Here is a 21,915-nt window from a genome sequence, read left to right on the forward strand (position 1 = left end):
GTGATTTCAATCCGGTATCCGAACACCCAACGGCAACCGTGTTAAATATTCTGTACCAAACCGTTCGTATTCAGGTCGAGACCGTACGAGGAAAGAACACACCCGAAGACGAATCACATCGTCGTTTTTTTTCAGTCGTGCGACGACCGGTATCCCACTTTCTCGATCAGAACGCACTGACGTGGTCGTCTTTCGGTTCCCAGACGTGCCCCGTCATCCGTAGTTCGCGGAGTTCGGCCATAGTCTCGCCAATTGAGTATCCTTGTTCCCCCATCGCTGCGGTGACGAGTGCGAGCGGAACGCCGTTATCGAACGTTTCATCCAGCTCGAGAACGATGGCTTTGAGCCCCTCGTTTGCGGCACTCGTCGGGATCGACTCGTGATCGACGAACTCCCACTCGATATCGTGCCCCGTGAGGTTTCGATGCCGTCTGTAGAAGCCAAGTATTTCGTTGGGGGTCTCCGTTCCCTTTCGTTCGTTACAGTCCGGACAGATGGCGGTGAATGATGCTCGCTCTCGGTCGGTCATACGTATTGGTCGTTCTCCGATGGTCGTACTCTCCCGTCCGACATACGGACGCGACGTTTCGGCGTGACTGATTCGTGTTCGTCCTTATGCGTTGTAGGCCTCTTGGGCCAACCGATGGAACTTGTGAAGTGTGTGTTCGTTCGGTCCGAGTTGTGCCTGTGCGAGTGCCCCCGATTTTAGCCCTTCGTACTGGCGCTCGACCAGTTCGAAATCCTCTTCCTGCAGTTGGCGACTCGTGCGCACGAACTCCAACTCCTCGCGAGTCATCTCCGACGTTTCGAAGAAGTAGTCGGCGATGAGCTGGAAGCGACTCTCGTCGATAGGGTCGATGATGTACGTGCCGTACCCGTCGGCGGTGCCGTACATGTTGACCGTGAAGTTCGGCCACAGATAGTAGAACTTCGCCTCGTGTTCGTCGTGGATTCGAAGTTCGTCATCGACATCCTCCTCGTGCGTGTAGTGGAGCACCCAGTGATAGTCGTTGACCTCCAACTCAGACTCATCGAGTTGAATCCCTTCGATCCAATCCTGATGGTTTGCCTGACAGTGGTCACACTCGGAGTAGTTCCCGCCGAACGTCTTCCAGTTGCACTCGACCTCCGAGACGAATCGTGCCGCGTGTTGGTAGTCGCCGAGCGGGAGAGATTCGAGCTCCGTGGCCATCTTCCCGGCCTGTTCCTCGAACGGCATCGGGTCGGTGTCGAAGTTGACGAACACCAGCGGGCCGATTCGGTCCGTCGAAACTTCTAGGAGGCTGTTCCCATCGTCATCGAGTTTCGCCACCTCCTCGTCAGCCAAGTCGGGATTGAGGCTTGCCTCTTCGAAACTCTTCGGAGTGGTCGAGAGGTCGCCGTCGAGGTCGTATGTCCAGAGATGATACGGGCACTGAATTCGACTCATCGACCCCGGTTCGGTCATCGGCGTGTCTTCAACTATCTTCGACCCGCGGTGTGCACAGACGTTGTAAAACGCTCGAACGTCGTTCTCGTTGTCTCGAAGCACGATGATCTGTTTGTCACCGACCGTTCGTGTAAAGAAGTCTCCGGTCTCCGGAATACAGTTGGCGTGACCTGCATACACCCAATATCGGGAAAATATCTTCTCCTTCTCCATCTCGTACGCGTTCGGATCGGTGAAATACTCCGCCGGAAGGGCGTTCGTTTCGTCGGTGATGTCCGGGCTGACTGCCTCGACCCGGTCGGTGCCGTCGTTCCACCGTGTCATATGACAACTTATCACGTCTATCGAGTATAAATATGGACCACAGATAACACTCCCATTCAAGTCAATGGTGTCTACGGAGTTTGAATCACCGCGGTAACAGTTTCGCTTCCGTCGCTTTCACACGGGGAAAAACGTGATGATGATCTATTTCATACAGGAATACGTGCATGACTGTGAATGACAATCGAAGGGATGTTATCGTCATCGGTGTCGGAGGGATGGGGAGTGCGGCAACCTATCATCTCGCGCGACGTGGATTCGACGTTCTCGGACTGGAACGGTTCGACGTTCCACACACACGGGGTTCCTCGCACGGCATCACGCGAATCATCCGACGAGCATACTACGAACACCCGTCGTACATCCCGCTCATCGAACGTGCGTACGAATTGTGGGACGAGATAGCCGACCGGACGGGGAGGCCCATCATCCACCGAACTGGGTCGGTAGATGCCGCTCCTGCGGGGAACGTCGTCTTCGAGGGGTCGCTGCGCTCCTGTGAGGAACACGACATTCCACACGAAGTTCTCACCGGAGCCGAGTTGACGGACCGCTTTCCCGGCTACCGACTACCTGACGATTACAAGGCACTATATCAACCGGATGGCGGTTTCGTCGTTCCCGAGGAAGCTATTATCGGCCACGTCGAAGCTGCACTGGCGGCTGGTGCGGACATTCGTGCCCGCGAGCGCGTTCTCGACTGGGAAGAGACTCCGGACGGCGGTGTAAGGGTCAAAACGTCGTCTACAACCTACGAAGCGGACAGCCTCGTCCTTGCCGCCGGTGCGTGGAATTCCAAACTCTCGGATGCGTTGGAGGGACTTGCCGTGCCGGAACGACAGGTTCTCGCGTGGTTTCAACCGGAGACGCCATCGTTGTTTGAACCGGACTCGCTTCCAGTGTGGAACATCAGCGTTCCGGAGGGTCGGTTCTACGGACTCCCGATTTACGGCGTCCCGGGGTTCAAACTCGGCAAATACCACCATCTCGACGAACAGGTAGACCCCGACGAATGGAAGACGGAGCCGGGACCTGCGGACGAACGCCTCCTGCGTGATTTCACGGAGAAGTACTTCCCGAACGCGGCGGGCCCAACGATGCGGCTGGCGACCTGTCTGTTTACCAACTCGCCGGACGAACATTTCATCCTCGATACCCTCCCGGACCATCCGCAAGTGGCCGTCGCTGCGGGGTTTTCCGGTCATGGATTCAAGTTCGCGAGCGTCATCGGCGAAATCCTCGCCGACCTCGCCGTCGATGGAAAAACCAACCATCCGATAGAAATGTTCGGAATCGGCCGATTCGATTGACGTAACGGTGCTCGTCGCGTGACGAGTGTGGCCGTCCATTTTGAATACCTGTCTTATCTCACAGTGACTCTTTTCACCCGCTCCCTTCGATGTATGCATGTTCAATGAGTGCAAGTGACATACCTCCCGACGAAGCCGGGACTGTCGTCGTGGGTGCCGGATGTGTCGGCTGTAGTGCAGCATATCACTTGAGCGAACTCGGCCGGGAGGACATCGTCGTCGTCGATCGAGGCCCGCTGTTCGAAACCGGAGGCTCCACGTCACACGCACCGGGATTGGTGTTTCAGACAGCCGGAAACAAGCTGATGTGTGAAATGGCCCAGTATACCCGTCACCTGTACGATGACCTCGATAGCTTCCGAACGTGTGGGGGTATCGAAGTCGCCTACACGGACCAACGATGGGAGTATCTGAAACGTAAACGTGAGTGGGGCCGTTCGTACGGCATCGAGGACGGGAAACTGCTTTCGCCGGAGGCGGTCGAAGAACACGTTCCCCAGATAGATCCTGATAGTATCCACGGCGGGTTGTACGTCCCCTCGGACGGCAAGGCTCACGCCGTCGATGCCTCGGAGACGATGGCCGATCTGGCTCGCGAATATGGAGCCGAATTCTACGGCAATACAGAGGTGACGGACCTCGAAGTCGAAGACGGGAAAATCATCGGGGTGGTCACCGAACACGGGCGCATCGAAGCCGATGAAGTGCTCCTCGCAACGAACATTTGGGGGCCGCTTTTCGGCGAAATGGTCGGGGTCGATATCCCCCTCAAGCCGTGCGCACACCAGTACCTCGTCTCGGAACCGATAGCCGAACTGGCCGAGGCCGACCGGGAAATCGAACAGCCGATACTCCGACATCAAGACCGGTCGCTGTACTTCAGACAGCACGGCGACTCCTACGGCGTCGGGTCGTACAATCACGAACCACTGCTCGTCGAACCGGAGGACATCCACGGGCCGGACCGACTGGACGACCTCGGGTTAGAATATCCGTCGCTTCGAGAGTTCACGGCCCACCATTACGTCGAGAATACGCATCCGGACCACGAGCAATCGGCGGCCGACGCGGCGGGCGAACTGATCCCAGCGTTCGAGGACTGTAACTGGCAAAGTCGGATGAACGGAATGTTCTGTTTCACTCCCGACGGGATGCCCATTTTAGGAGAAACGGCGGATATCGATGGACTCTGGTGGGCGCTCGCCGTCTGGGTAACGCAGTCGGGTGGCGTCGGGAACGTTATCGCCGAGTGGATGGAGAACGGAACGCCACGGTTGGACGGCGACCGAATCGACGTGACCGGTGCGTCCATCGATCGCTTCCAGCACCACCACGGTGCCGACCGATTCGTTCACGACCGGTCGGCACAGCAGTACCGCGAAGTCTACCAACTCACGCATCCCCGCGACCAACCGACGAAGGAACGCGGACTGCGCCGAAGTCCGTACTATCCGCGCCAGCGGAAACTCGACGCGGAGTTTTACGCCAACGATGGATGGGAATCGCCGCAGTGGTATGGAACGAACGAGTCGCTTCTCGATGAGTACGACGTCCCAGACCGTTCCGAGTGGTTGGGACGAAATTGGTCGAAGGCGCAGGGGGCAGAACACCAAGCAGTTCGTGACCGCGTCGGCATGTACGACCTCACCTCGTTCACCGCCATCGAGGTTCGGGGCGTCGGTGCTGAGCAATTCCTCCAGGGGTTGCTGTCGAACGATATCGCGGTCTCACCCGGACGCGTCCGCTACACCACGATGCTCAACGAGGACGGTGGTATTCTCGCCGACCTCACTGTCTCCCGTCTCGATGGGAATCGGTTCCTGATCCTGACAGGCGGAGGTAGTTCGGGGACGACGCAGGGTCGCTGGATACGTGACCATGCGCCGGACGACGGTTCCGTCAAGGTGGTCGACCGAACGTCCGCACGGTGTGGCCTCGGCGTCTGGGGTCCCGCGGCGCGCAAGACCTTAGAAGGGGTGGTCGAAACGGACATTTCACACGATGCATTTCCCTTCTTCTCCTGTCAGGAAACGCACGTCGGAAGCGTCCCGGTAACGATGCTTCGCGTCTCGTTCGTCGGCGAACTCGGATGGGAACTGTACGCGCCGTCCGAGTACGGTGCCCAACTATGGGAAATCGTCTGGAACGCTGGGGAGGAACACGGTATCCTCCCGATGGGCGATGCGACCCTTAACTCGATGAGTATGGAAAAGGGCTTCCGATTGTGGGGGACTGACATTTCCCCGGAATACAATCCTTACGAAGCGAACCTTTCGTTTGCCGTCGATATGGGGACCGATTTCGTCGGAAAGGACGCACTGGTCGAGGCGAAAGAATCCGGAGTCGACCGGCGACTCGTCCCCCTCACCCTCGATGAACCGAACGCCGTTGTCTGCACGGGGCATCCCATCGTCGATGGCGATGCGGTCCTCGGATACACCACTCGCGCGGACTACGGATACACTATCGACGCCGGTATCGCGTACGCCTATCTGCCGACGGAATACACGGAGTCCGGCCAGTCGGTCGAAGTGGAGTACCAGGGGCAGCGATTCGACGCGACGGTGCGTGACGAACCGCTGTTCGACCCGGAGCGAACGAAAATCCTCCGTTGAGGTGGAGCGCCGATGATGGAACTGAATCGGTCGGTACACACGGATATCGAACCATATTCGTCATTGCTTCTCGAAGTACTCCGTATACACGGATGACTAACGATACGTCGAACCGAGTCTCCTTTTCCGATATCGAAGCGGCTATCGACCGATTGGACGACCCGACGGTAGTGAAGCAAACGCCTATTGAACGAAGCACCTCCCTCGACGAACGAACCGGCGGTGAGGTTCACCTGAAGATGGAGCATCTCCAATGGACGGGGTCGTTCAAGACACGTGGTGCGTACAACAAAATCAAACAGGACGTAGTAGGGACGGACACCGACCGTGTCGTAGCGGCGAGCGCAGGTAACCACGCACAGGGAGTAGCACTGGCGGCCACTAAACTCGGAATCGATTCGACTATCGTGATGCCGAAAACCGCACCACAGACGAAAATCGATGCGACAAGGGGGTACGGGAGTGAGGTCGAACTCGTCGGGCAGGATTTCCGCGAGGCGATGACCCACGCGGAAGGTCTCGTCGCGGACGCTTCCGCGGAACTCATCCACGCATACGACGATCCTGCCATTATCGCCGGACAGGGGACGCTCGGCGTCGAAATGTACGAGGACCTTCCGGAAGTGGACACCGTCGTCGTCCCCATCGGCGGTGGCGGTCTCATCTCCGGTATCGCGACCGCCTTCGCGGAACTGTCCCCAGAAACCCGCATCGTGGGCGTTCAGGCCACCGGTGCCGCGACCGTTACCGACAGTCTGGACAAGGGAATCCCACAGACGCTCGATTCCGTCGATACTATCGCTGACGGGATTGCAACCGGAGGTATTTCCGAGTTGACGCTCTCACTCATCGACAGCTACGTGGACGAAATCGTCACGGTGACCGACAGCGAAATCGCCCGTGCAGTCCTCTTCCTCCTCGAACGGGCGAAACAGGTGGTCGAGGGGGCGGGTGCGGCCTCAGTCGCTGCCGTCATGGGTGAATCCCTCGACGTCGAAGGCGAGACGGTGATGCCGCTGCTCTGTGGTGGAAATCTCGATATGACGATGCTCCAGACGGTGCTGGTGCATGCGCTGACGAACCGTGAGCAGCTCCTCCGCCTTCGGGTTCGAATCCACGACCAACCCGGAAAGATGCAGGAGGTTTCCGGCCTCATCGCGAGTCACGGCGCCAACATCCGGAACGTCCGGCACGACCGATCGGCCCCCGAACTGGACGTCGGTGAGGCCTATCTCGTCTTCCAAGTGGAGACCAGTGGTGCCAGCCAAGCACGAAACATCATTCGGTCGATACGCAGCCACTCCTACGAAGTGATTCACGTCAACGCGTGATGGCATCTAGCGGCGACCATCGTCTATTTCCGTCCAGCAGGTTTCGATTTAAATGATTGTTTGGTTGTCACCATCTCCGATTCTTCTCGTTTAGTGCATTCACAATTCGGGATACACGTCGCGGTGACGACCGTTCTATTAAAAACATCACAGTATAGAAACACGAGAAATTATACTTGAATCTCGTGAGACGTTCTTGTGGTATTGTGACATGGTATCTCGGTGCACCCCTTCGGAAACGGATTCGTCTATCCGCCGTCTGACCAGTGTATCGCGAAACCGATCTCCAACGAAGCGAGAACGTACACCGGCGCGCATTTCAAACGGAATCTCGAAGATCGCGTTTTCAGTTGCTCGAAACCACGAAGCGACACCGTTCGCAGTGTCGCTTCGTGGGCAGTTACGAAACAATCACGTGAGCGAAACATGAGCCAAGAACAAGGGGCAGTCAACGAGTTTTTAGAGGAAATCGATCCACTAGTGTTCGGATTCGGAATCCTGACAGCGGTCGTATTCTTGCTGTACGTCGTCCTCGTTGGGCCAGACCAGGCTGGAAAGACCATGGGTGGAGTGAATACGTGGTTGTGGACGAACCTCTCGTGGTTTTACCTCTGGGCGATGTTGGTGTTCGTCGGGTTTACCACGTTTCTCATCGTCGGCCCGTGGGGGAAGATCAAACTCGGTCCGCAAGATGCAGACCCGAAACACAGCTTCGTCTCCTACTTCGCGATGTTCTTCTCGGCGGGGATCGCCGCTGGAATCGTGTTTTGGGGTCCGGCAGAGGCCATCTTCCACTACGGTAGCGGAACGCCGTTGGCGGGAACCGACGCCGCCGCGAAGGAACGCATGTTGGGTTCGCTCCAGTACACGTTCTTCCACTGGGGCATCTCGGCGTGGGCGGCCTATCTCATTGTCGGGGTACCGATCGGCTACTTCGCGCACAAGAAAGGTGCGCCGTTTAAGTTTTCCACGATAATCGCGCCGCTCGTCGGCGTAGAGAACATCGGCGACAGCTACTTCGCCCGGATCGTGGATCTCGTCGCGGTATTCGGAACGATGGGCGGAATCGCGACATCGCTCGGATTCATCGGTCAACAGTTGCTGATGGGAATGGATTATCAGTTCGGCTCGGTTCGCTCACCGTCGGCAGAGGCGTCCGCGCTCCCCCTCGACGTTTTCGGCTTTCAACTCGGTGATATCGGCGTCATCCTCGTCATCCTCGGTGTGACCACCGTTTTCACGCTTTCCGTGGTAAGCGGCGTCGAGAAGGGTATCAAACGGCTGTCTCAGCTGAACGTCGTTGTTTTCGTCCTGTTGGGCGTGCTGGTCTTTTTGATCAGCGTTTACAACGGGATGGCCCCGTTCGTGCTCAATCTAGGCACACAAGCGATCGGCGAATATTTCGGGGAGTTCATCCAGATGAGCCTGTTTACCGGTGCGACGAGCGATACGTCGTTCATCGGAAGTTGGACCGTTTTCTACTGGGCGTGGTGGTTCTCGTGGGCACCCTTCTCCGGAATCTTCCTCGCAAAGATATCGTACGGACGAACGATCCGCGAGGTGACGTTCGTCGGGGTAATCGCGACGACGCTCGCGACCGTGCCGTGGTTCCTCATCATCGGCGGAACGTCGATGCGGATGCAACAACTCGGCCAAGCGGACATCCTCGGTGTCCTCGCAAACTACGGCGGGAACGAAGCTGTGTCCGGCTATCCGCTGTTCGGCGCGCTGCCAGCCGGTGCCCTCCTGTCGGGCCTGTTTTTCCTTCTGGTCATCACGTTCTTCGTGACCTCGGCCGATTCCTCGACGCTCGGTATCGCGATGCTCACCACCGGTGGAAAGGAAAATCCCTCGGAACTCAACCGCCTCATCTGGGGCGTCATTCAGGGACTCGTCGCCGCCGTTCTCATCGTCATCGGTGGAACGAACGCCCTTCAGCAGGCGGCCATTATCACCGGCGGACCGGTCGCAGTTATCGGCCTCGTCGGCGTGTACGGCATGATTAAGGAGTTCAGTCGCTTCGAGGGACGCGTTCTCGTACAGGAGGGTGCGTCAATCCGCGACGACACCTCGATACTCGAACGAAGTGGTAATCCTGGTGGAAGTCGTTCCGCACGCCCCGCGGACGGTGACGAGGACGACTGATAGCGAGTATCCGGGCGACGGTGCCGAGTAAAACCGGGAGCGATCGACGACATAGTGGACGAGAACGGCGTGTCTGGAACGACCCACCCTCTCGACTCGTGCCAAACGATATCACGACGCAAGTCGATTGCGAACTATGGGGGATGAGCGAATACCGATTACGGTGGTGACGGGATGCTTGGGTGCGGGAAAAACGACGCTGGTCAACCACGTCCTCGAGGACCCCGGTGACCGAAGCGTCGCGGTCGTCGTCAACGATGTCGGCGAGGTGAACGTCGATACCGAACTGATTCGCGGTGCGGACGACGACATTGTGGATCTCTCGAACGGTTGTCTCTGCTGTCAGCTGCAGGACGACCTCCGTTCGACGCTGGTCCAACTGAACGACAGTCGTGAGTTCGACTGCCTCCTTATCGAAGCATCGGGCGTGAGCGAACCGATCCCGCTTGCTCGAACGCTCCTCGGCATGGACGAGGGAAGTCCCGACCCGACTGACGACTATCGATTGGATACGGTCGTCTCGGTAGTTGATAGCGTCGGCTTTGCGAACGCGTTCGACACAGAAACCGGGCAACTGCGCCGAAATCAAGCCGACGGACAGCGGCCACTAACGGATGTCCTGGTCGAAACCGTCGAATTTTGCGATCTCCTTTTGCTGAACAAATGCGACGCCATTCCGGCCGACTCGTTGGAATCAGTCGAGGCCCTCGTGCGGGAACTACAGCCGAATGCCGAACTGATTCGAACGGAATATGCGGCCGTCGATTCGGACACGATCCTCGAAACCGGTCGGTTCGATTTCGAGGACGCACGGCGTTCTTCCGGTTGGAAACGGGCCCTGGCTCGCGAAGAAAAGGACAGTGACGGGCATGGCCATCACGTTCACGATGGACATGACCACGACTCGGAAACGGCATCGGTTGCCGATCAGATCGAAACAGTCGTCTACGACCGCGAGCGGCCGTTCCATCCGGATCGATTGAACGAGTGGTTAAACGACTGGGATGGGAGCATCGCCCGAACCAAAGGCGTCTGCTGGATCGCCGGATGGGACGACGATGCGATGGGAGTGAATCAGGCTGGACCGTCCGTTCGGTGCGGACCGCTCGGCGAGTGGAATCCGGACGAGCGACGGACGCGACTCGTCCTTATCGGTACCGAAATTGACAAGGAACGCGTGTCGGCTTCTCTCGACCGATGTCTCGTCGAGGCGAACGAGGAAGAACTCTCGTGGGATCGGGAGCGTGGCCCGTTCCCGCGACGCTGACTACGCGAGTTGGTCGCGCAAGTCGTCCCACGATTCGTGAAACCCGTACTCATCGTCACCCTGAGACCCGACGGCACGTTGGTACACGTCGTCGTACACGAGGAGCTGTGTCCAGCCTTCTTCCCGAGCAGTACAGTATTGACACACGATACTACGAGACGGGCTACGAGAAAATAATCTTTTGCGGGAGTAGCAGCCGTGTGTCGAGATTTGGTTTGTGTTCCGGACTGTCGATGGACGCCGTAGCTACCGTCACGTATCCGAATTCGGGAGATTTCGCAGGTCCTACGCACCCGTTGGATTCCAACCGGATCCGATACGAAACCGGTCTGATGGTTCCGGTGATATGACCACGAGTAATCGATGTACAACTGTATCGACACCATGTTCAATAACTTCGCGAAACGAATATTATACATGGTTGAAAAGTACCGATTCGACCTGTTGCCGAACACCAAAACCTGTTATCGATATCTGCAAGTTGGGCTTGGCATCATCCTCTTTACGTTCGTCGTTCTCCTCGGGACGGTGTTGATTCCCTCCATCGACGAGACCGCATCCGCCGTCGGTGTGCTCACGATGCCGTCCTTGTTCGTTGGACTCGGTTTGATACTCTTTGGGATCGGAACCCACCTTCACATCATGCATCTCAACATTCTGCGACAGATGAGCGATGATGAGATTCGCGAGGGGAAAGAAGACTGACGTCGATCCTTGCACGTGGTTCGAGGTACTAACACCGCTTCCAACGATGTTTTCGTCCGTTACGCGTCGTTACGCGTGAAGCCAAGCCTTCGGATGGTTTTTACGCAGATGGTCGTGATACCATTTTATCGCTTTTGGATACGTCGAACTGATCATTTTCGAGTCACAATGTCGGCAATGGGCCGCAGGCATGCGATAGCCTGGAAGGGGGGTGTAATAGTTGTTTCTATCTTGATGGAGCGTATCAGACAGCACGAACGACGCGGAACGATGTCGTTTGTCGAGCTTTTCGGCCGATAAAAATCCACATCACATACGCCCGTTCGATCCGTGCCCCCGGTGGTCAAGTGCTTTTTCAACCGTCTGCCGAACCGCCCGCTCATCGACCGAGGTAGTTCTGACAAACGACCGATCTGTGGCTACTCGTAATACGGTTTTCGCTCGACTACCTCCGCAAAGGCTACGGTTTCAGTAACGTCGGTGATTTCGATGGTGACGCGGTCACGTTTCTCCGTATCGGGGACGATAATTACGTAGCCTTGGTCCACTCGAGCGATCCCATCGCCTTGGTCACCGATCCCTTCTATTTCGACCGTTCGACGGTCTCCCTCTTCGACTGGCGCTTTGGAACTCGTCTCCGATCGAGTAGTAACCGACTTCCTTTTCTTTGGGGTTGAATCCTGCCGAGTGGTGGCCGATTTACCGTTTTTTGGAGTTCCCGGATTCGAATCGAGTATGGCGACGCGATACGTTTCTCCGCGTTCGGCGTCACCTTTTGTGATTTCGCATTTCGGAATGGTGATGGTGTATGATTCGTTGTCCTCGTCAACCTCCGTCGTGAATACGCTGAGTAACTCGTCTGGAATATGCATAGAATTACTTCTCTGTTCACACTCACACGAACAGAATATTGAGTCCACCGATACTGGCGTCACTTGTTCCCACTACTTTCACGCTCGTCGAGTTATTCCGTACCCGCATCCATTATCTCCGGTATCGGTTCGACACGGAATACGTAGTCTGCATAGACGCCATCGAGATTTGCTGGGCTCTCCTCGCGCGTGTGTTCTCGGCAAAGAAACACCTCTGCCTCCACGGCACCGTGACCTGTTTCCTCTTGATATCGTTCGAGAACGACGAATGATGCTGTTTCGTTGCAACCGCGACGATGACACTCACGAGTTGGGTTCGGATATCGGTCTCCTTCGGCAGGGGTTTCGTCCCGGTCGTCACGTCGTGGCTCGGATTCCTCGCTTCGCTCACGCGCCTGTTGCATTTCCCACTCCCGTTGGCGATTGTCGGCGTTTCGCGCTTGCTTGTTTCGCCCCTTTTTCGTGTCTGCCATACTGGACTAGAGGGGACAGATAGGCATATCGCTGTGGTTGTTATTTACTAACATTTCACGACAGATATAGCTCAGATAAACAGCGGATGTTATCCAGTTGCTGCGTCGGAACGCACGGGTCACTGGTGGTGGAAATCGATACCGTCGTATATGCCTTCTACCGGTGCCAAAAGCGTGATTAATTGCACCTTCGAGAAAATCATTCAGGTCTATCCGCGTAGTAATACAGTTTTACTATTATCACGGGTGGCGTACCAGTGTTCGGTGATTCTCCGTTCAACTCCTTAACTTCGGATTAGCATTCGGGTTAGCGCTCACCGTTCTCGCATGGGTTGGCCTCCTCCTCGTTGTCCTCCACGGACGATATGTTGTCGGACGAATCGCCGCGGGAACGTATCGGAACGATCCTCGCTCCAATTCCGAAACGACGGAGGAGGCTCCTCGTGAGCGATAGCGATCCTCCATTCGGCGAAGTAGATATCTCGTCGGAGGGCGCTGATTTCGCTCGAGAACTATCGCTCTTCGATATCATGGTCATCGGCATCGGTGCGATGATTGGAGGGAGCATCTTCGTTCTCACGGGGCTAGCGGCGGGCGAATCCGGCCCTGCACTGGTTTTGGCGTTCGCCCTCAACGGATTCATAACCATCTTTACCGGGATGGTGTACGCCGAGCTCGGGAGTGCGTTTCCGGAACCTGGTGGTGGCTATCTCTGGGTCAGAGAAGCGCTCGGTCGTTCGCAGGCGTTTATTTCCGGGTGGATGAGTTGGTTTGCCCATGCCGTGGCCGGGTCGCTATACATCCTTAGCTTCGGGTCGTTCGTCACACTGATTCTCACGGAGTACTTCGCTGTCCCAACCTTCGGTCTCTCGCCAGTGGATTTACAAAAACTGTTCGCCGTCGTTGCCGCCGCCGTCTTCACATACGTCAACTATCGTGGTGCGAAGGAGACGAGTCGAGCCGAGAACGTCGTCACGATACTTCAGTTGTTCATCCTCGCAGTGCTCATCGTTACGGGGCTCTGGACGATAGCTGGACAATCGAATACGGCCGTTCGGTTCGAACCGTTCTTCCCCAACGGATTCGGCGGCGTGTTTCTCGCGATGGGTTTGACGTTCATCGCGTTCGAAGGATACGAAATCATCGTCCAGTCCGGGCGTGAAGTCGTCAACCCTCGCGAAAATATCCCGAAGGCGGTTTTTTATTCGATGTTCGTCGTCGTCACGATTTACATTCTCGTCGGCGTCGTGCTCCTCGGTGCCGTCAATCTAAGTCCAGCACTGCTCGAAACAGCCCGGCAGACGGACAGTATCGGCGGGAGTACGGTGACAGACCTCCCCGCGAATCCGGCACTGTGGCAGGTGTTGGGCCATCTCGGCGAGTTTGGACTCGCACAAGCCGCGGGACAGCTCCTTCCGTACGGAACCCTCGTCGTCCTATTGACCGGAATTCTCTCGGCGTTGGCCGCGCTCAACGCAACCACGTTTTCGAGTTCGCGGGTCGGCTATGCGCTCGGCAACGACCGCGTCTTTCCGGACCCATTCAGTCGCATCCATCCGGATCACCAGACGCCCCATATTTCGGTTCTCCTCAGTGGAACCCTCATCGCCGTAATGGCCGTTTCGTTGCCCCTTTCACAGGTCGCCGCAGCGACCGATCTCATGTTCCTCCTTTTATTTCTGCAGGTGAACTATTCGATGATTCGCCTCAGGCGAGAACACGGCGATAGCCTCGAATATGGGTATATCTCGCCGTTTTTCCCGTACGTTCCTATCGTTGGCATCCTGACGAAACTGTTTCTCGCGGTTTACTTTTTCAACTATAGCCCGCTCGCATGGTACATCGCATTGGGCTGGATTTTCACCGGGTTCGGTGTATTCTTCGTTTACTCTCGGGGGCGCATTCGTCGGACCGAAATTCGCCGTGAAACGAGAATCGTTTCCGAAGAACGTCGTCCGACTGAGCGGCCATACCAAATCCTCGTGCCGATCGCGAACCCCTCGAGTGCAAAACCGTTGATCGAACTCGCGAGTGCTATCGCTCGCCGAAATGACGGAGAGGTTCTCCTGACGAACATCGTAACGATTCCCGTCCAGACGCCGTTGGAGGATGGTCTCCGATTCGTCGAAAACGAGCCACAGATGCTTGAGGACGCGATGCAGTACGCGCCGGAGGATGTACCGATACATCGAACAGTGACTCTCGGGCGTGGAGTGGGCCGAAGTATTACGAACATCGCCTACCAGCGCGACAGCGACCTCGTTCTCCTCGGTTGGCGTGGTCGTCGAAGACGGTCGTCGGAGTTCGTTCTCGGTTCGACGATAGACTCCGTGGTAGAGAACCCACCATGCGACATCGCGGTTGCAAAACTTGCACCCACGACGAAACCACGGCGAATCCTCGTCCCGGTCACACGAAGTACGCATGCACAGTTTGCTATCGACACTGCTCTTTCACTCGCTCAATTTTGGGATGCGAGTATACGGCTCATCCACGTTTCAGAGCCGAATGGGAACGATTTCGAGGAAGAACTGGCGAATCGACAGGAGGCGGTAACGGCCGAGGGAGTCACTGTTTCCACGGTTTCTGTCTCTGGGACTGACGTCGCTGCATCGATTCTGGCCGACGCTGCCGAAACGGACGTGGATACGGTCGTTATGGGGGCCGCGAGGGAGGGGATACTGAGACGGGTTCTCTTCGGCGACATCCCGGAGCGAGTCGGTGAGACGTTCGGCGGTCGTGTCGTGATGGTAAAAAAGCATTCGCCGGTTCGATCGCTTTTTCGCGGATGGATACAGAAATGGCTAGGCAGGCGGTATCCTGACGAGTAACACGTCATAGATTCCATACACCTGTCCCTCCGTTCGAAAGTCCGCCAGTCAGGTCGACAGTAAACACCGACCGAACCGAGCGGAACGGATCGCTGTTCGTAACCGGAAAACGTGTAAACAGAGTAATGCGAACGCACGTCCTACATTCATATGGGATGGCCTTCGAGCATTGAAGGTACGCCACAGAAACCGGCGAACGACAATATTTCATTTTCTCCCGGTTCATGCTTGTTGACAGACGCGTACCGACTGCAGAGGGTATCCCGGGGGAACAATGACCGAATCAAACACCAACAGGAAAACAGTCACTCGAACGATCGGTGGGATAGAGGCGTTAGTCAACACGGAAGTCGGTGAGATATTCCTTGATATGCCTGCGACGAGTCCGCGCTACATCCGCGTACGAGAGGGAGAACACATCCAAGAAGGGGATGTTCGAACGAAATCGGACCGGGAAATGGCGTCAGCGGGACTTTCGAGGTGGCGTGTCGATTCGATCTTACCGAGGAAAGTGATCGGTACCGCGCTGAAAACCGACGAAACGGAAGAGTGGGACAGAGAATGGATCGAACAGCGTCTCGGAACCGGCGAATTTAGCGTCGATCTAACGGGCTTCGAGCGAGTAAACGTAAGCGTGATGGACAAGTTGGACCAGTTTGTCGACCGGGATGAATCCATATCACGCGTTGTCGTAACGGCCTACGGAAACAACGGTGAGAGGTTTACACAGGTCTACCGGGGAAATATCTCCGACGACTGGAGTTCACTCATGCTCGTTCGAGAGGACAAAGCAATCGATCGGTTCGACGATCGATTGCGTGCGGAGTTCGACACCGCTATTCAGAAGGCATTCGAAGTAGAATCCCAATATCGTTAGCGATAGAGGCAGTACGAGCGACGACTACTCAAGCGGTGTTCGCCTTACTGGTACCGTTCGAGCGTCTCCAACGCGTGTTCTATCGAAACTCGTCTCCCGAGTTCGTAAACGACCAGTGAGGCGGTGGCGATAGCGATTCCGGTGAATACCAACGCGAATCGACGAGTTCGTGGTGGGACATGTGGGGCTGGATTGGCATCATTATTTGTCTCTACGGGCATCTGATTAGGAATACCGGCAGAAAGGTTCGTTCCGAATGTGATCGACTGGAGTGATTGATCGAGTCGGGATGAAGACTCAATGATAGCCGTAGTGCTCTCAGTGAAGAACTGATCGGGTCAATTTCGAAACCGTACTCGTCAGCTGGGGATTAGCTCTGCTGTTCGATGTCCCCCCGCATCGACTCCGGGTGGAAGCGACATCGGTATTGGCTCATCTCCCGTGTGGCAGTGAACGTGACTGAGAGATTCACACCCCGTTCGCTGGCACTCTCGGTTTGTTCGAGAACGTTCTCGTCGTTATCGAGAATTTCTAGCTGATGTTGTGCCCCATCACGGTTGATCCACGCTACTTTGTATCTCGTACCGGGTTGTAGCTCTAACGTTGGGTTTTGTTCGTTCTCGATCGAACTGGGAAGACGGCCTTCCCACCCGGGCACCTCTGCCCCGAGAAGTATCGTCCGTTGATTTGTTTGTGCTCCTGTCCGCCCATTTCCGTTTCCATCTTGCCCGGCCACGAGACCGCACATCCCAAGCGCGACGCTTGCACCTCCAAGCTTACCTAAGAACGTGCGTCGTCCGCTTCGTTCGTACTGCCGACCGTTCGAGTCGTAGTCATTCATGGTTTTCCCAAAACAAAGTCACCGGTCCATCGATTAACACACGACGATCGTTCAGCATCATTTCGCTATGAAACGCTGAGTTCGATGACCATAATCGATCGTAATCACAGGGGATACAGGGATCGAATACAAGCGATAGGTAGTTTCATCGCTCGTGACAGGTGACAACGGATGCGAGAATGAGACTTGGAACGGAGGCACTGATGAACGTGCCTCCGTAAACTATTGAAATTGTAGCAGTATCGGAGGATACTGCAGTGTACCCATCAAAACCATCATACGAAGTGGGCTAACGTACCATTTAGTCAGGTTGTGGAAGTCAGTCGTCGGATGAACGGTGAGCACAGGACCGGCAGCGAACAGTCTCACGCGGCTTGTACTGCTTCCGAGAAGATATCGCTCGACACCACGCCGACCGCGGGTTCCCATCACGAGTTCGTCGATACGATCGTCTGTAGAGTACTTGAAGATTCCCTGTGATGGGTGTCCATCCGTGATCGTTACGTCCATTGTTGCTTTCGATTCCGCACCCTTCAGCGGCAGCGATCACCGCCCACTCATTTATACACACAATCTGTTTGCATTGTACACAAAAACTTAAACGATATCGGATCGTCAATCCGTCTATCGTTATCATGCCACAATCGGTCTTCGATCAAAACGAATACGAACGGCGGATAGAACGGACGAAAGAACGGATGCGTGATGCGGAACTGGATGCACTCATCGTCTCCGACCCGGCAAACATGAACTATCTCACCGGCTACGATGGGTGGTCGTTCTATGTGCATCAAGCCGTCATCGTCACCCTGGAGCGCGACGAACCGGTCTGGGTCGGGCGGGAGATGGATGCGAACGGCGCACGGGCAACGACAACGCTCTCCGAGGAAAACATCCGCTCGTACAGCGACGACCACGTCCATTCGCCGTACGACCTCCATCCGATGGACTTCGTCGCCGAAGTAGTGGGGGAAATCGGCGCTGAGGACGCTCGAATCGGCGTGGAGATGGACGCATACTATTTCACCGCGAAGTCGTTTCTGCGACTCCAGAAAAACCTCCCCGACGCGGAGTTGGACGACGCAACGCTCCTCGTCAACTGGGTTCGCATTATCAAATCCGATCAGGAGCTAACGTATATGCGACAGGCAGCACGCGTCTCGGAGAACGCGATGCAGGCTGGACTCGATGCTGTCGGAGCAGGCGTCCCCGAATACGAAGTGGCGGCGGAGATATACGATTGCCTCACAAGGGGAACTGACGAGTTCGGGGGCGATTATCCTTCCATCGTTCCGTTGATGCCCTCCGGCGACCACACCGGAACGCCACACCTCACGTGGACCGACCGCCCCTTCGAGCGTGGTGATCCCGTCATCATCGAACTCTCCGGTTGTCGGAATCGATATCACTCACCACTGGCGCGAACGACTTTCGTGGGTGACCCACCTGAGGAGGTAATACACACTGCGGAGGTGGTCGTCGAAGGATTGGAAGCGGCGCTCGACCACGTCGAACCCGGCGTTACTGCCGAGTCGGTCGAACGAGCGTGGCGTGACGTTATCGAAAAATACGACATCGAGAAAAAAGATCGGATCGGCTACTCCATGGGTCTCGGTTATCCACCGGACTGGGGCGAGCATACCGCCAGTCTTCGCCCCGGTGACGAAACGGTGCTCGAAGAGAACATGACGTTCCACATGATTCCGGGCCTCTGGTTCGACGACTTTGGCGTCGAACTCAGCGAGACGTTCCACGTCACCTCGAACGGTGCCGAAGTATTGGCTGAGTTCCCCCGAGAACTTTTCACCACCTGAGTCGTCGAAATCAGCATCGACTTTCTCTGTGTCATTCCGGTGTGAGTACCTGATTTTCCAGCGGGCATGATCCGCGGGACGAGGTTCGCGGTCGGGTACATCCAGCGCTGCCCCTCGAACCGAATTCGACCGCAGTGCGGAGACAAGGGCGCGATATCTGCGGATCCCGACCTCCTCGTCGAAATAGCGGAGAATACACGGGTGTCGTGGCTGTGTATCGTGGTAGTAATAAAGTTGATGTCGTTTCCGTGACGGTCAGTCGTCGTCCTGACCGGTTATCTTCGAACGCCCCGTGGGTTCCTCGTTTTTCTTGGGAGACCCGAACAGTTGCGTGCGATCCTGCAGGAGGACGCTTCCGTATTCGTCCTGGAACGTCCTGATGAGGCCGATAACCGCCACTGAACAGACGATAAGGAACGGACCCCCCGTCGTAATCGCGGCGGCCTGGAGCGCGTCGGCACCGCCGATAACCATCAGGATGGACGCAACCGCACCCTGCAGTACTGCCCAGAAGATGCGGTTAATGGACGAAGGGTGTTCTTCGCCGCCAGTCGTCATCATCGATACCGCGAGGGTCGAAGAATCAGCCGAAGTCACAAAAAACGTTGTGACGAGGATGAGGAATCCCAAGAGGAACAACTGTCCGAACGGGAGTGCACCGTAAAGGATGTACCCAGAGACGGCAGATCCGAGGTCTGGATTGCTGATCGGGCCGAGAGCGTTCACGACACCGGTGTGTTGCATCCAGACGCCGGTACCGCCGAGAATGACGAACCATGGGATGGTCGCTATCGCGGTCGCACCGATGCCGGTGAAGGCGACCTCTCGAACCGAGCGACCTCGGGAGATTCGGGCGATGAACAGGCCTGCGAACGGCGACCACGCCAGCGGCCACGCCCAATAGAACACTGTCCAATTGTTCGTCCATTTATCCGCGTTTCGTTGGACCACCTGGGTAAACAGGCTCATCTCGAAGAAATCGCCGATGAAACCGCCGATGGCCTGCGTTCCCATTTCAAGAATAAAGAACGTTGGGCCGATGATGAGCGTGCCGACCATCAACACGAAAAAGAGTACCATATTGAAATTCGACAACCGTCGGATTCCCCGGTCTACGCCGAACAGCAGTGACGTGGTGAAAATGACAGTCATCCCGGTGATAATGGCGATAGTACCGGCATCACCCAGTTGGATGCCCCATTTGTACTGGAGTCCCGTGAGGAACTGGGTCCCGATGAATCCCAGCGAGGTTGCGACGCCACCGAGCGTGGCGAACACGGCAAGGATATCGATGAGAGTACCCCAAAACCCATCCACGTTGTCAGCACCGAGGAACGGAGTCAGTACGGCAGACACTCGAAGCGGTGCGTCGTAGTTGTAAACGAAGTACCCGATTCCCAGCCCCATCACGGTGAAACACGACCACTGGGTGAGACTCCAGTGGAACAACGAGTACTGCACTGCGACGGGCATTGCCGCTGCGGACTGGTCAGGAACGTTGTACAGGGGCGGCACGCTCGCATAGTGTGTGAGTGCCTCGGCAGGCCCCCAGAAGACGATCCCTGCTGCGAGTCCGGCGGAGTACATCATCGCGAAGTAGGCGAAGTAACTGTACTCGGGCTGTTCATCGCCCAGTTTGAGCTTTCCCCACGGTCCGAAGATGAGGTATCCAAGAAAGAGAACGAAGCCGAGCATGCCGATGAGGAACGCCCAACTGAAATGAGCGAGCATGAAGTCCTGTATCGAGTAGACGATATTCGCTGCTGTATTAGGATCGTACGCGAAAATCGCTACGAACAGGAGTGTAATTCCTGCACCGAACCCGAAAATCGTCGGTTCGATTTCGTCGAAAAATTTCGTGAATGCATCCGTTTCGTCGGATTGACTCATCGACTCCACCCCCCCTTACAAGAGTTCGACAACGGATCGTCAGTCGGTGCGACAGTCAAATACCGACCCTCCCACGATCGAAATACAGTTCGCTTGGAGTGTATGCTTGGAAGACGGTTCACTAGCCCATACTGGCCGTGCGGTTCGTAGTTCATGGGTAATCCGTGTCTTTAATTACCGTGTTTTACGCTGACACACGACATATATCGTGAATGACTTTGATAAGTATTACGGGTATTGTTGCCACTGGTTACAGTATGTGTTTACAATTTATTACGGGAACGTTATTCGTGTACGGCTGCAGTAGAGGCTTTTTCTGTTACTTCATCTAGTTGTATTAGATAAATAATAAATTAGTCAAAAATCCCCACTCTCAGCACAGATCACCTTCCGAGTTCGCCGCAGTCATGACCGTTCTTCAATCTCTCCTCGTCATATCCGCCTCGTCTTGCGATATGTTTTGAACGAGGTAAGGACGGCTCGCTCCGCAACGCTTAATTCCACTCTTACACAAAATCTGTGTATGACTGACGGTTCTGACGAACCCGAGTCTCTCGACAGCCTCGCCTACTCGGCAGAGCGGGACCGAGGTATCCTCACACCGAGCGACAGGGAGTTCCTGATCGGGCGGAAATCCGACTACACGGATCATTCGAAAAAACAGAAACGAAATCGGATTCGTCGTCGGCTCCGCAACGCATTGCTCGATTTTACGCTTCTGTTCGAACATCTGGAAGACCGGGACCGAGAAACGGTCTTCAACCCCGACGATGACGCAAGAGACGACTACACGCGGGGGATCACCGATATGCTCGCGTTCCTCCATCTCGGAACGATGGGGTATTACACGCCATTCAAGGATATGCTTGCCCAAGGGGTCAACAAAGCCGAACAAGAGCTAGCGGGGTCCGACTATCGGATGGTGACCGTCGATTTTAACGTTGATCCAGTCGGGCAAATCGATGTAGACGAGGTCATCGACAAACTCGAAGTCGGTGATTTCGAAGAGATCACCGACGAGGAACTCCGCGCGTTCGTCCGTCTTCTCGCCGAATCCGAAGACTTCACCGCGACATCCATGCGTTCTGGGATGAAAGAACAAATGAGCGAATTTATGGCGAAAGTCAACGCCGCGACAAAGCAGCGAAATCACCGTGTCGAGGAACTGAACGACTGATTTTGTTGTCATAT

Annotated in this window: 19 protein-coding genes; 10 read left to right on the forward strand and 9 right to left on the reverse strand. The window is 56.0% G+C overall.

Annotation, left to right across the window (positions count from 1 at the left end; translation table 11 throughout):
* Window positions 1–166: 166 nt before the first annotated feature.
* Both OOF89_RS18745 and OOF89_RS18750 read right to left on the reverse strand, forming a co-directional pair.
* Window positions 167–529 carry a hypothetical protein gene (locus OOF89_RS18745; RefSeq protein WP_266080914.1) on the reverse strand — a complete coding sequence of 121 codons (363 nt, stop codon included), beginning with the start codon at window positions 527–529 and terminating at the stop codon, window positions 167–169.
* A gap of 84 nt (window positions 530–613) precedes the next feature.
* A complete protein-coding gene (locus tag OOF89_RS18750; protein WP_266080915.1) occupies window positions 614–1,753 on the reverse strand; it encodes an aromatic ring-hydroxylating oxygenase subunit alpha in 1,140 nt (379 codons plus the stop codon).
* 167 nt (window positions 1,754–1,920) lie between these two features.
* On the opposite strand from OOF89_RS18750, the gene solA reads away from it, so the two are divergent.
* The 5 genes from solA to OOF89_RS18775 all read left to right on the forward strand — a co-directional run bounded on the left by solA (window position 1,921) and on the right by OOF89_RS18775 (window position 10,421).
* Window positions 1,921–3,063, forward strand: a complete 1,143-nt coding sequence (gene solA, locus OOF89_RS18755) for an N-methyl-L-tryptophan oxidase (protein WP_266080917.1) — start codon at window positions 1,921–1,923, stop codon at window positions 3,061–3,063.
* Between the two features lie 104 nt (window positions 3,064–3,167).
* Window positions 3,168–5,678 carry a GcvT family protein gene (locus tag OOF89_RS18760; protein WP_266080920.1) on the forward strand — a complete coding sequence of 837 codons (2,511 nt, stop codon included), beginning with the start codon at window positions 3,168–3,170 and terminating at the stop codon, window positions 5,676–5,678.
* Window positions 5,679–5,770: 92 nt separating this feature from the next.
* Window positions 5,771–7,009, forward strand: a complete 1,239-nt coding sequence (gene ilvA / locus OOF89_RS18765; RefSeq protein WP_266080922.1) for a threonine ammonia-lyase — start codon at window positions 5,771–5,773, stop codon at window positions 7,007–7,009.
* A gap of 426 nt (window positions 7,010–7,435) precedes the next feature.
* Window positions 7,436–9,154 (forward strand): BCCT family transporter, encoded by a 1,719-nt coding sequence (locus OOF89_RS18770; protein ID WP_266080924.1) that lies wholly within the window; start codon window positions 7,436–7,438, stop codon window positions 9,152–9,154.
* Between the two features lie 136 nt (window positions 9,155–9,290).
* Window positions 9,291–10,421 carry a CobW family GTP-binding protein gene (locus OOF89_RS18775; protein WP_266080926.1) on the forward strand — a complete coding sequence of 377 codons (1,131 nt, stop codon included), beginning with the start codon at window positions 9,291–9,293 and terminating at the stop codon, window positions 10,419–10,421.
* Here the strand turns inward: OOF89_RS18775 and OOF89_RS18780 are convergent, their stop codons facing one another.
* Window positions 10,422–10,568, reverse strand: coding sequence for a hypothetical protein (locus tag OOF89_RS18780; protein WP_266080928.1), 147 nt, complete (start codon window positions 10,566–10,568; stop codon window positions 10,422–10,424). It abuts the gene before it with no gap.
* 270 nt (window positions 10,569–10,838) lie between these two features.
* Here OOF89_RS18780 and OOF89_RS18785 point away from each other — a divergent pair, with 270 nt between their 5' ends.
* Window positions 10,839–11,126, forward strand: a complete 288-nt coding sequence (locus OOF89_RS18785; RefSeq protein WP_266080930.1) for a hypothetical protein — start codon at window positions 10,839–10,841, stop codon at window positions 11,124–11,126.
* A 419-nt stretch (window positions 11,127–11,545) separates the two neighbouring features.
* On the opposite strand, the gene OOF89_RS18790 is transcribed toward OOF89_RS18785, so the two are convergent.
* Window positions 11,546–11,998 carry a TRAM domain-containing protein gene (locus OOF89_RS18790; protein ID WP_266080932.1) on the reverse strand — a complete coding sequence of 151 codons (453 nt, stop codon included), beginning with the start codon at window positions 11,996–11,998 and terminating at the stop codon, window positions 11,546–11,548.
* A gap of 92 nt (window positions 11,999–12,090) precedes the next feature.
* Complete coding sequence (locus OOF89_RS18795; protein ID WP_266080934.1) at window positions 12,091–12,471, reverse strand: hypothetical protein; 381 nt, start codon at window positions 12,469–12,471, stop codon at window positions 12,091–12,093.
* A gap of 443 nt (window positions 12,472–12,914) precedes the next feature.
* Between OOF89_RS18795 and OOF89_RS18800 the strand changes: the two genes are divergently transcribed.
* On the forward strand, window positions 12,915–15,302 hold the full coding sequence (locus OOF89_RS18800) for an amino acid permease (RefSeq protein ID WP_266080936.1): 2,388 nt from the start codon (window positions 12,915–12,917) through the stop codon (window positions 15,300–15,302).
* Between the two features lie 274 nt (window positions 15,303–15,576).
* Window positions 15,577–16,179 carry a hypothetical protein gene (locus OOF89_RS18805; RefSeq protein ID WP_266080938.1) on the forward strand — a complete coding sequence of 201 codons (603 nt, stop codon included), beginning with the start codon at window positions 15,577–15,579 and terminating at the stop codon, window positions 16,177–16,179.
* Window positions 16,180–16,223: 44 nt separating this feature from the next.
* Here the strand turns inward: OOF89_RS18805 and OOF89_RS18810 are convergent, their stop codons facing one another.
* The 3 genes from OOF89_RS18810 to OOF89_RS18820 all read right to left on the reverse strand — a co-directional run bounded on the left by OOF89_RS18810 (window position 16,224) and on the right by OOF89_RS18820 (window position 17,530).
* Window positions 16,224–16,400, reverse strand: a complete 177-nt coding sequence (locus OOF89_RS18810; protein WP_266080940.1) for a hypothetical protein — start codon at window positions 16,398–16,400, stop codon at window positions 16,224–16,226.
* Window positions 16,401–16,549: 149 nt separating this feature from the next.
* A complete protein-coding gene (locus OOF89_RS18815; protein ID WP_266080942.1) occupies window positions 16,550–17,020 on the reverse strand; it encodes a cupredoxin domain-containing protein in 471 nt (156 codons plus the stop codon).
* A 222-nt stretch (window positions 17,021–17,242) separates the two neighbouring features.
* Window positions 17,243–17,530 (reverse strand): universal stress protein, encoded by a 288-nt coding sequence (locus tag OOF89_RS18820; protein WP_266080944.1) that lies wholly within the window; start codon window positions 17,528–17,530, stop codon window positions 17,243–17,245.
* Between the two features lie 125 nt (window positions 17,531–17,655).
* On the opposite strand from OOF89_RS18820, the gene OOF89_RS18825 reads away from it, so the two are divergent.
* Entirely contained in the window at window positions 17,656–18,834 is a 1,179-nt protein-coding gene (locus tag OOF89_RS18825; RefSeq protein WP_266080946.1) for a M24 family metallopeptidase, read from the forward strand.
* Between the two features lie 255 nt (window positions 18,835–19,089).
* Here OOF89_RS18825 and OOF89_RS18830 read toward each other — a convergent pair whose 3' ends face one another.
* Window positions 19,090–20,724, reverse strand: coding sequence for a BCCT family transporter (locus OOF89_RS18830; RefSeq protein ID WP_266080947.1), 1,635 nt, complete (start codon window positions 20,722–20,724; stop codon window positions 19,090–19,092).
* A 523-nt stretch (window positions 20,725–21,247) separates the two neighbouring features.
* Here OOF89_RS18830 and OOF89_RS18835 point away from each other — a divergent pair.
* Window positions 21,248–21,901 carry a hypothetical protein gene (locus OOF89_RS18835; protein ID WP_266080948.1) on the forward strand — a complete coding sequence of 218 codons (654 nt, stop codon included), beginning with the start codon at window positions 21,248–21,250 and terminating at the stop codon, window positions 21,899–21,901.
* Window positions 21,902–21,915: the final 14 nt, after the last annotated feature.

Source organism: Haladaptatus caseinilyticus, assembly GCF_026248685.1.
GTDB lineage: Archaea > Halobacteriota > Halobacteria > Halobacteriales > Haladaptataceae > Haladaptatus > Haladaptatus caseinilyticus.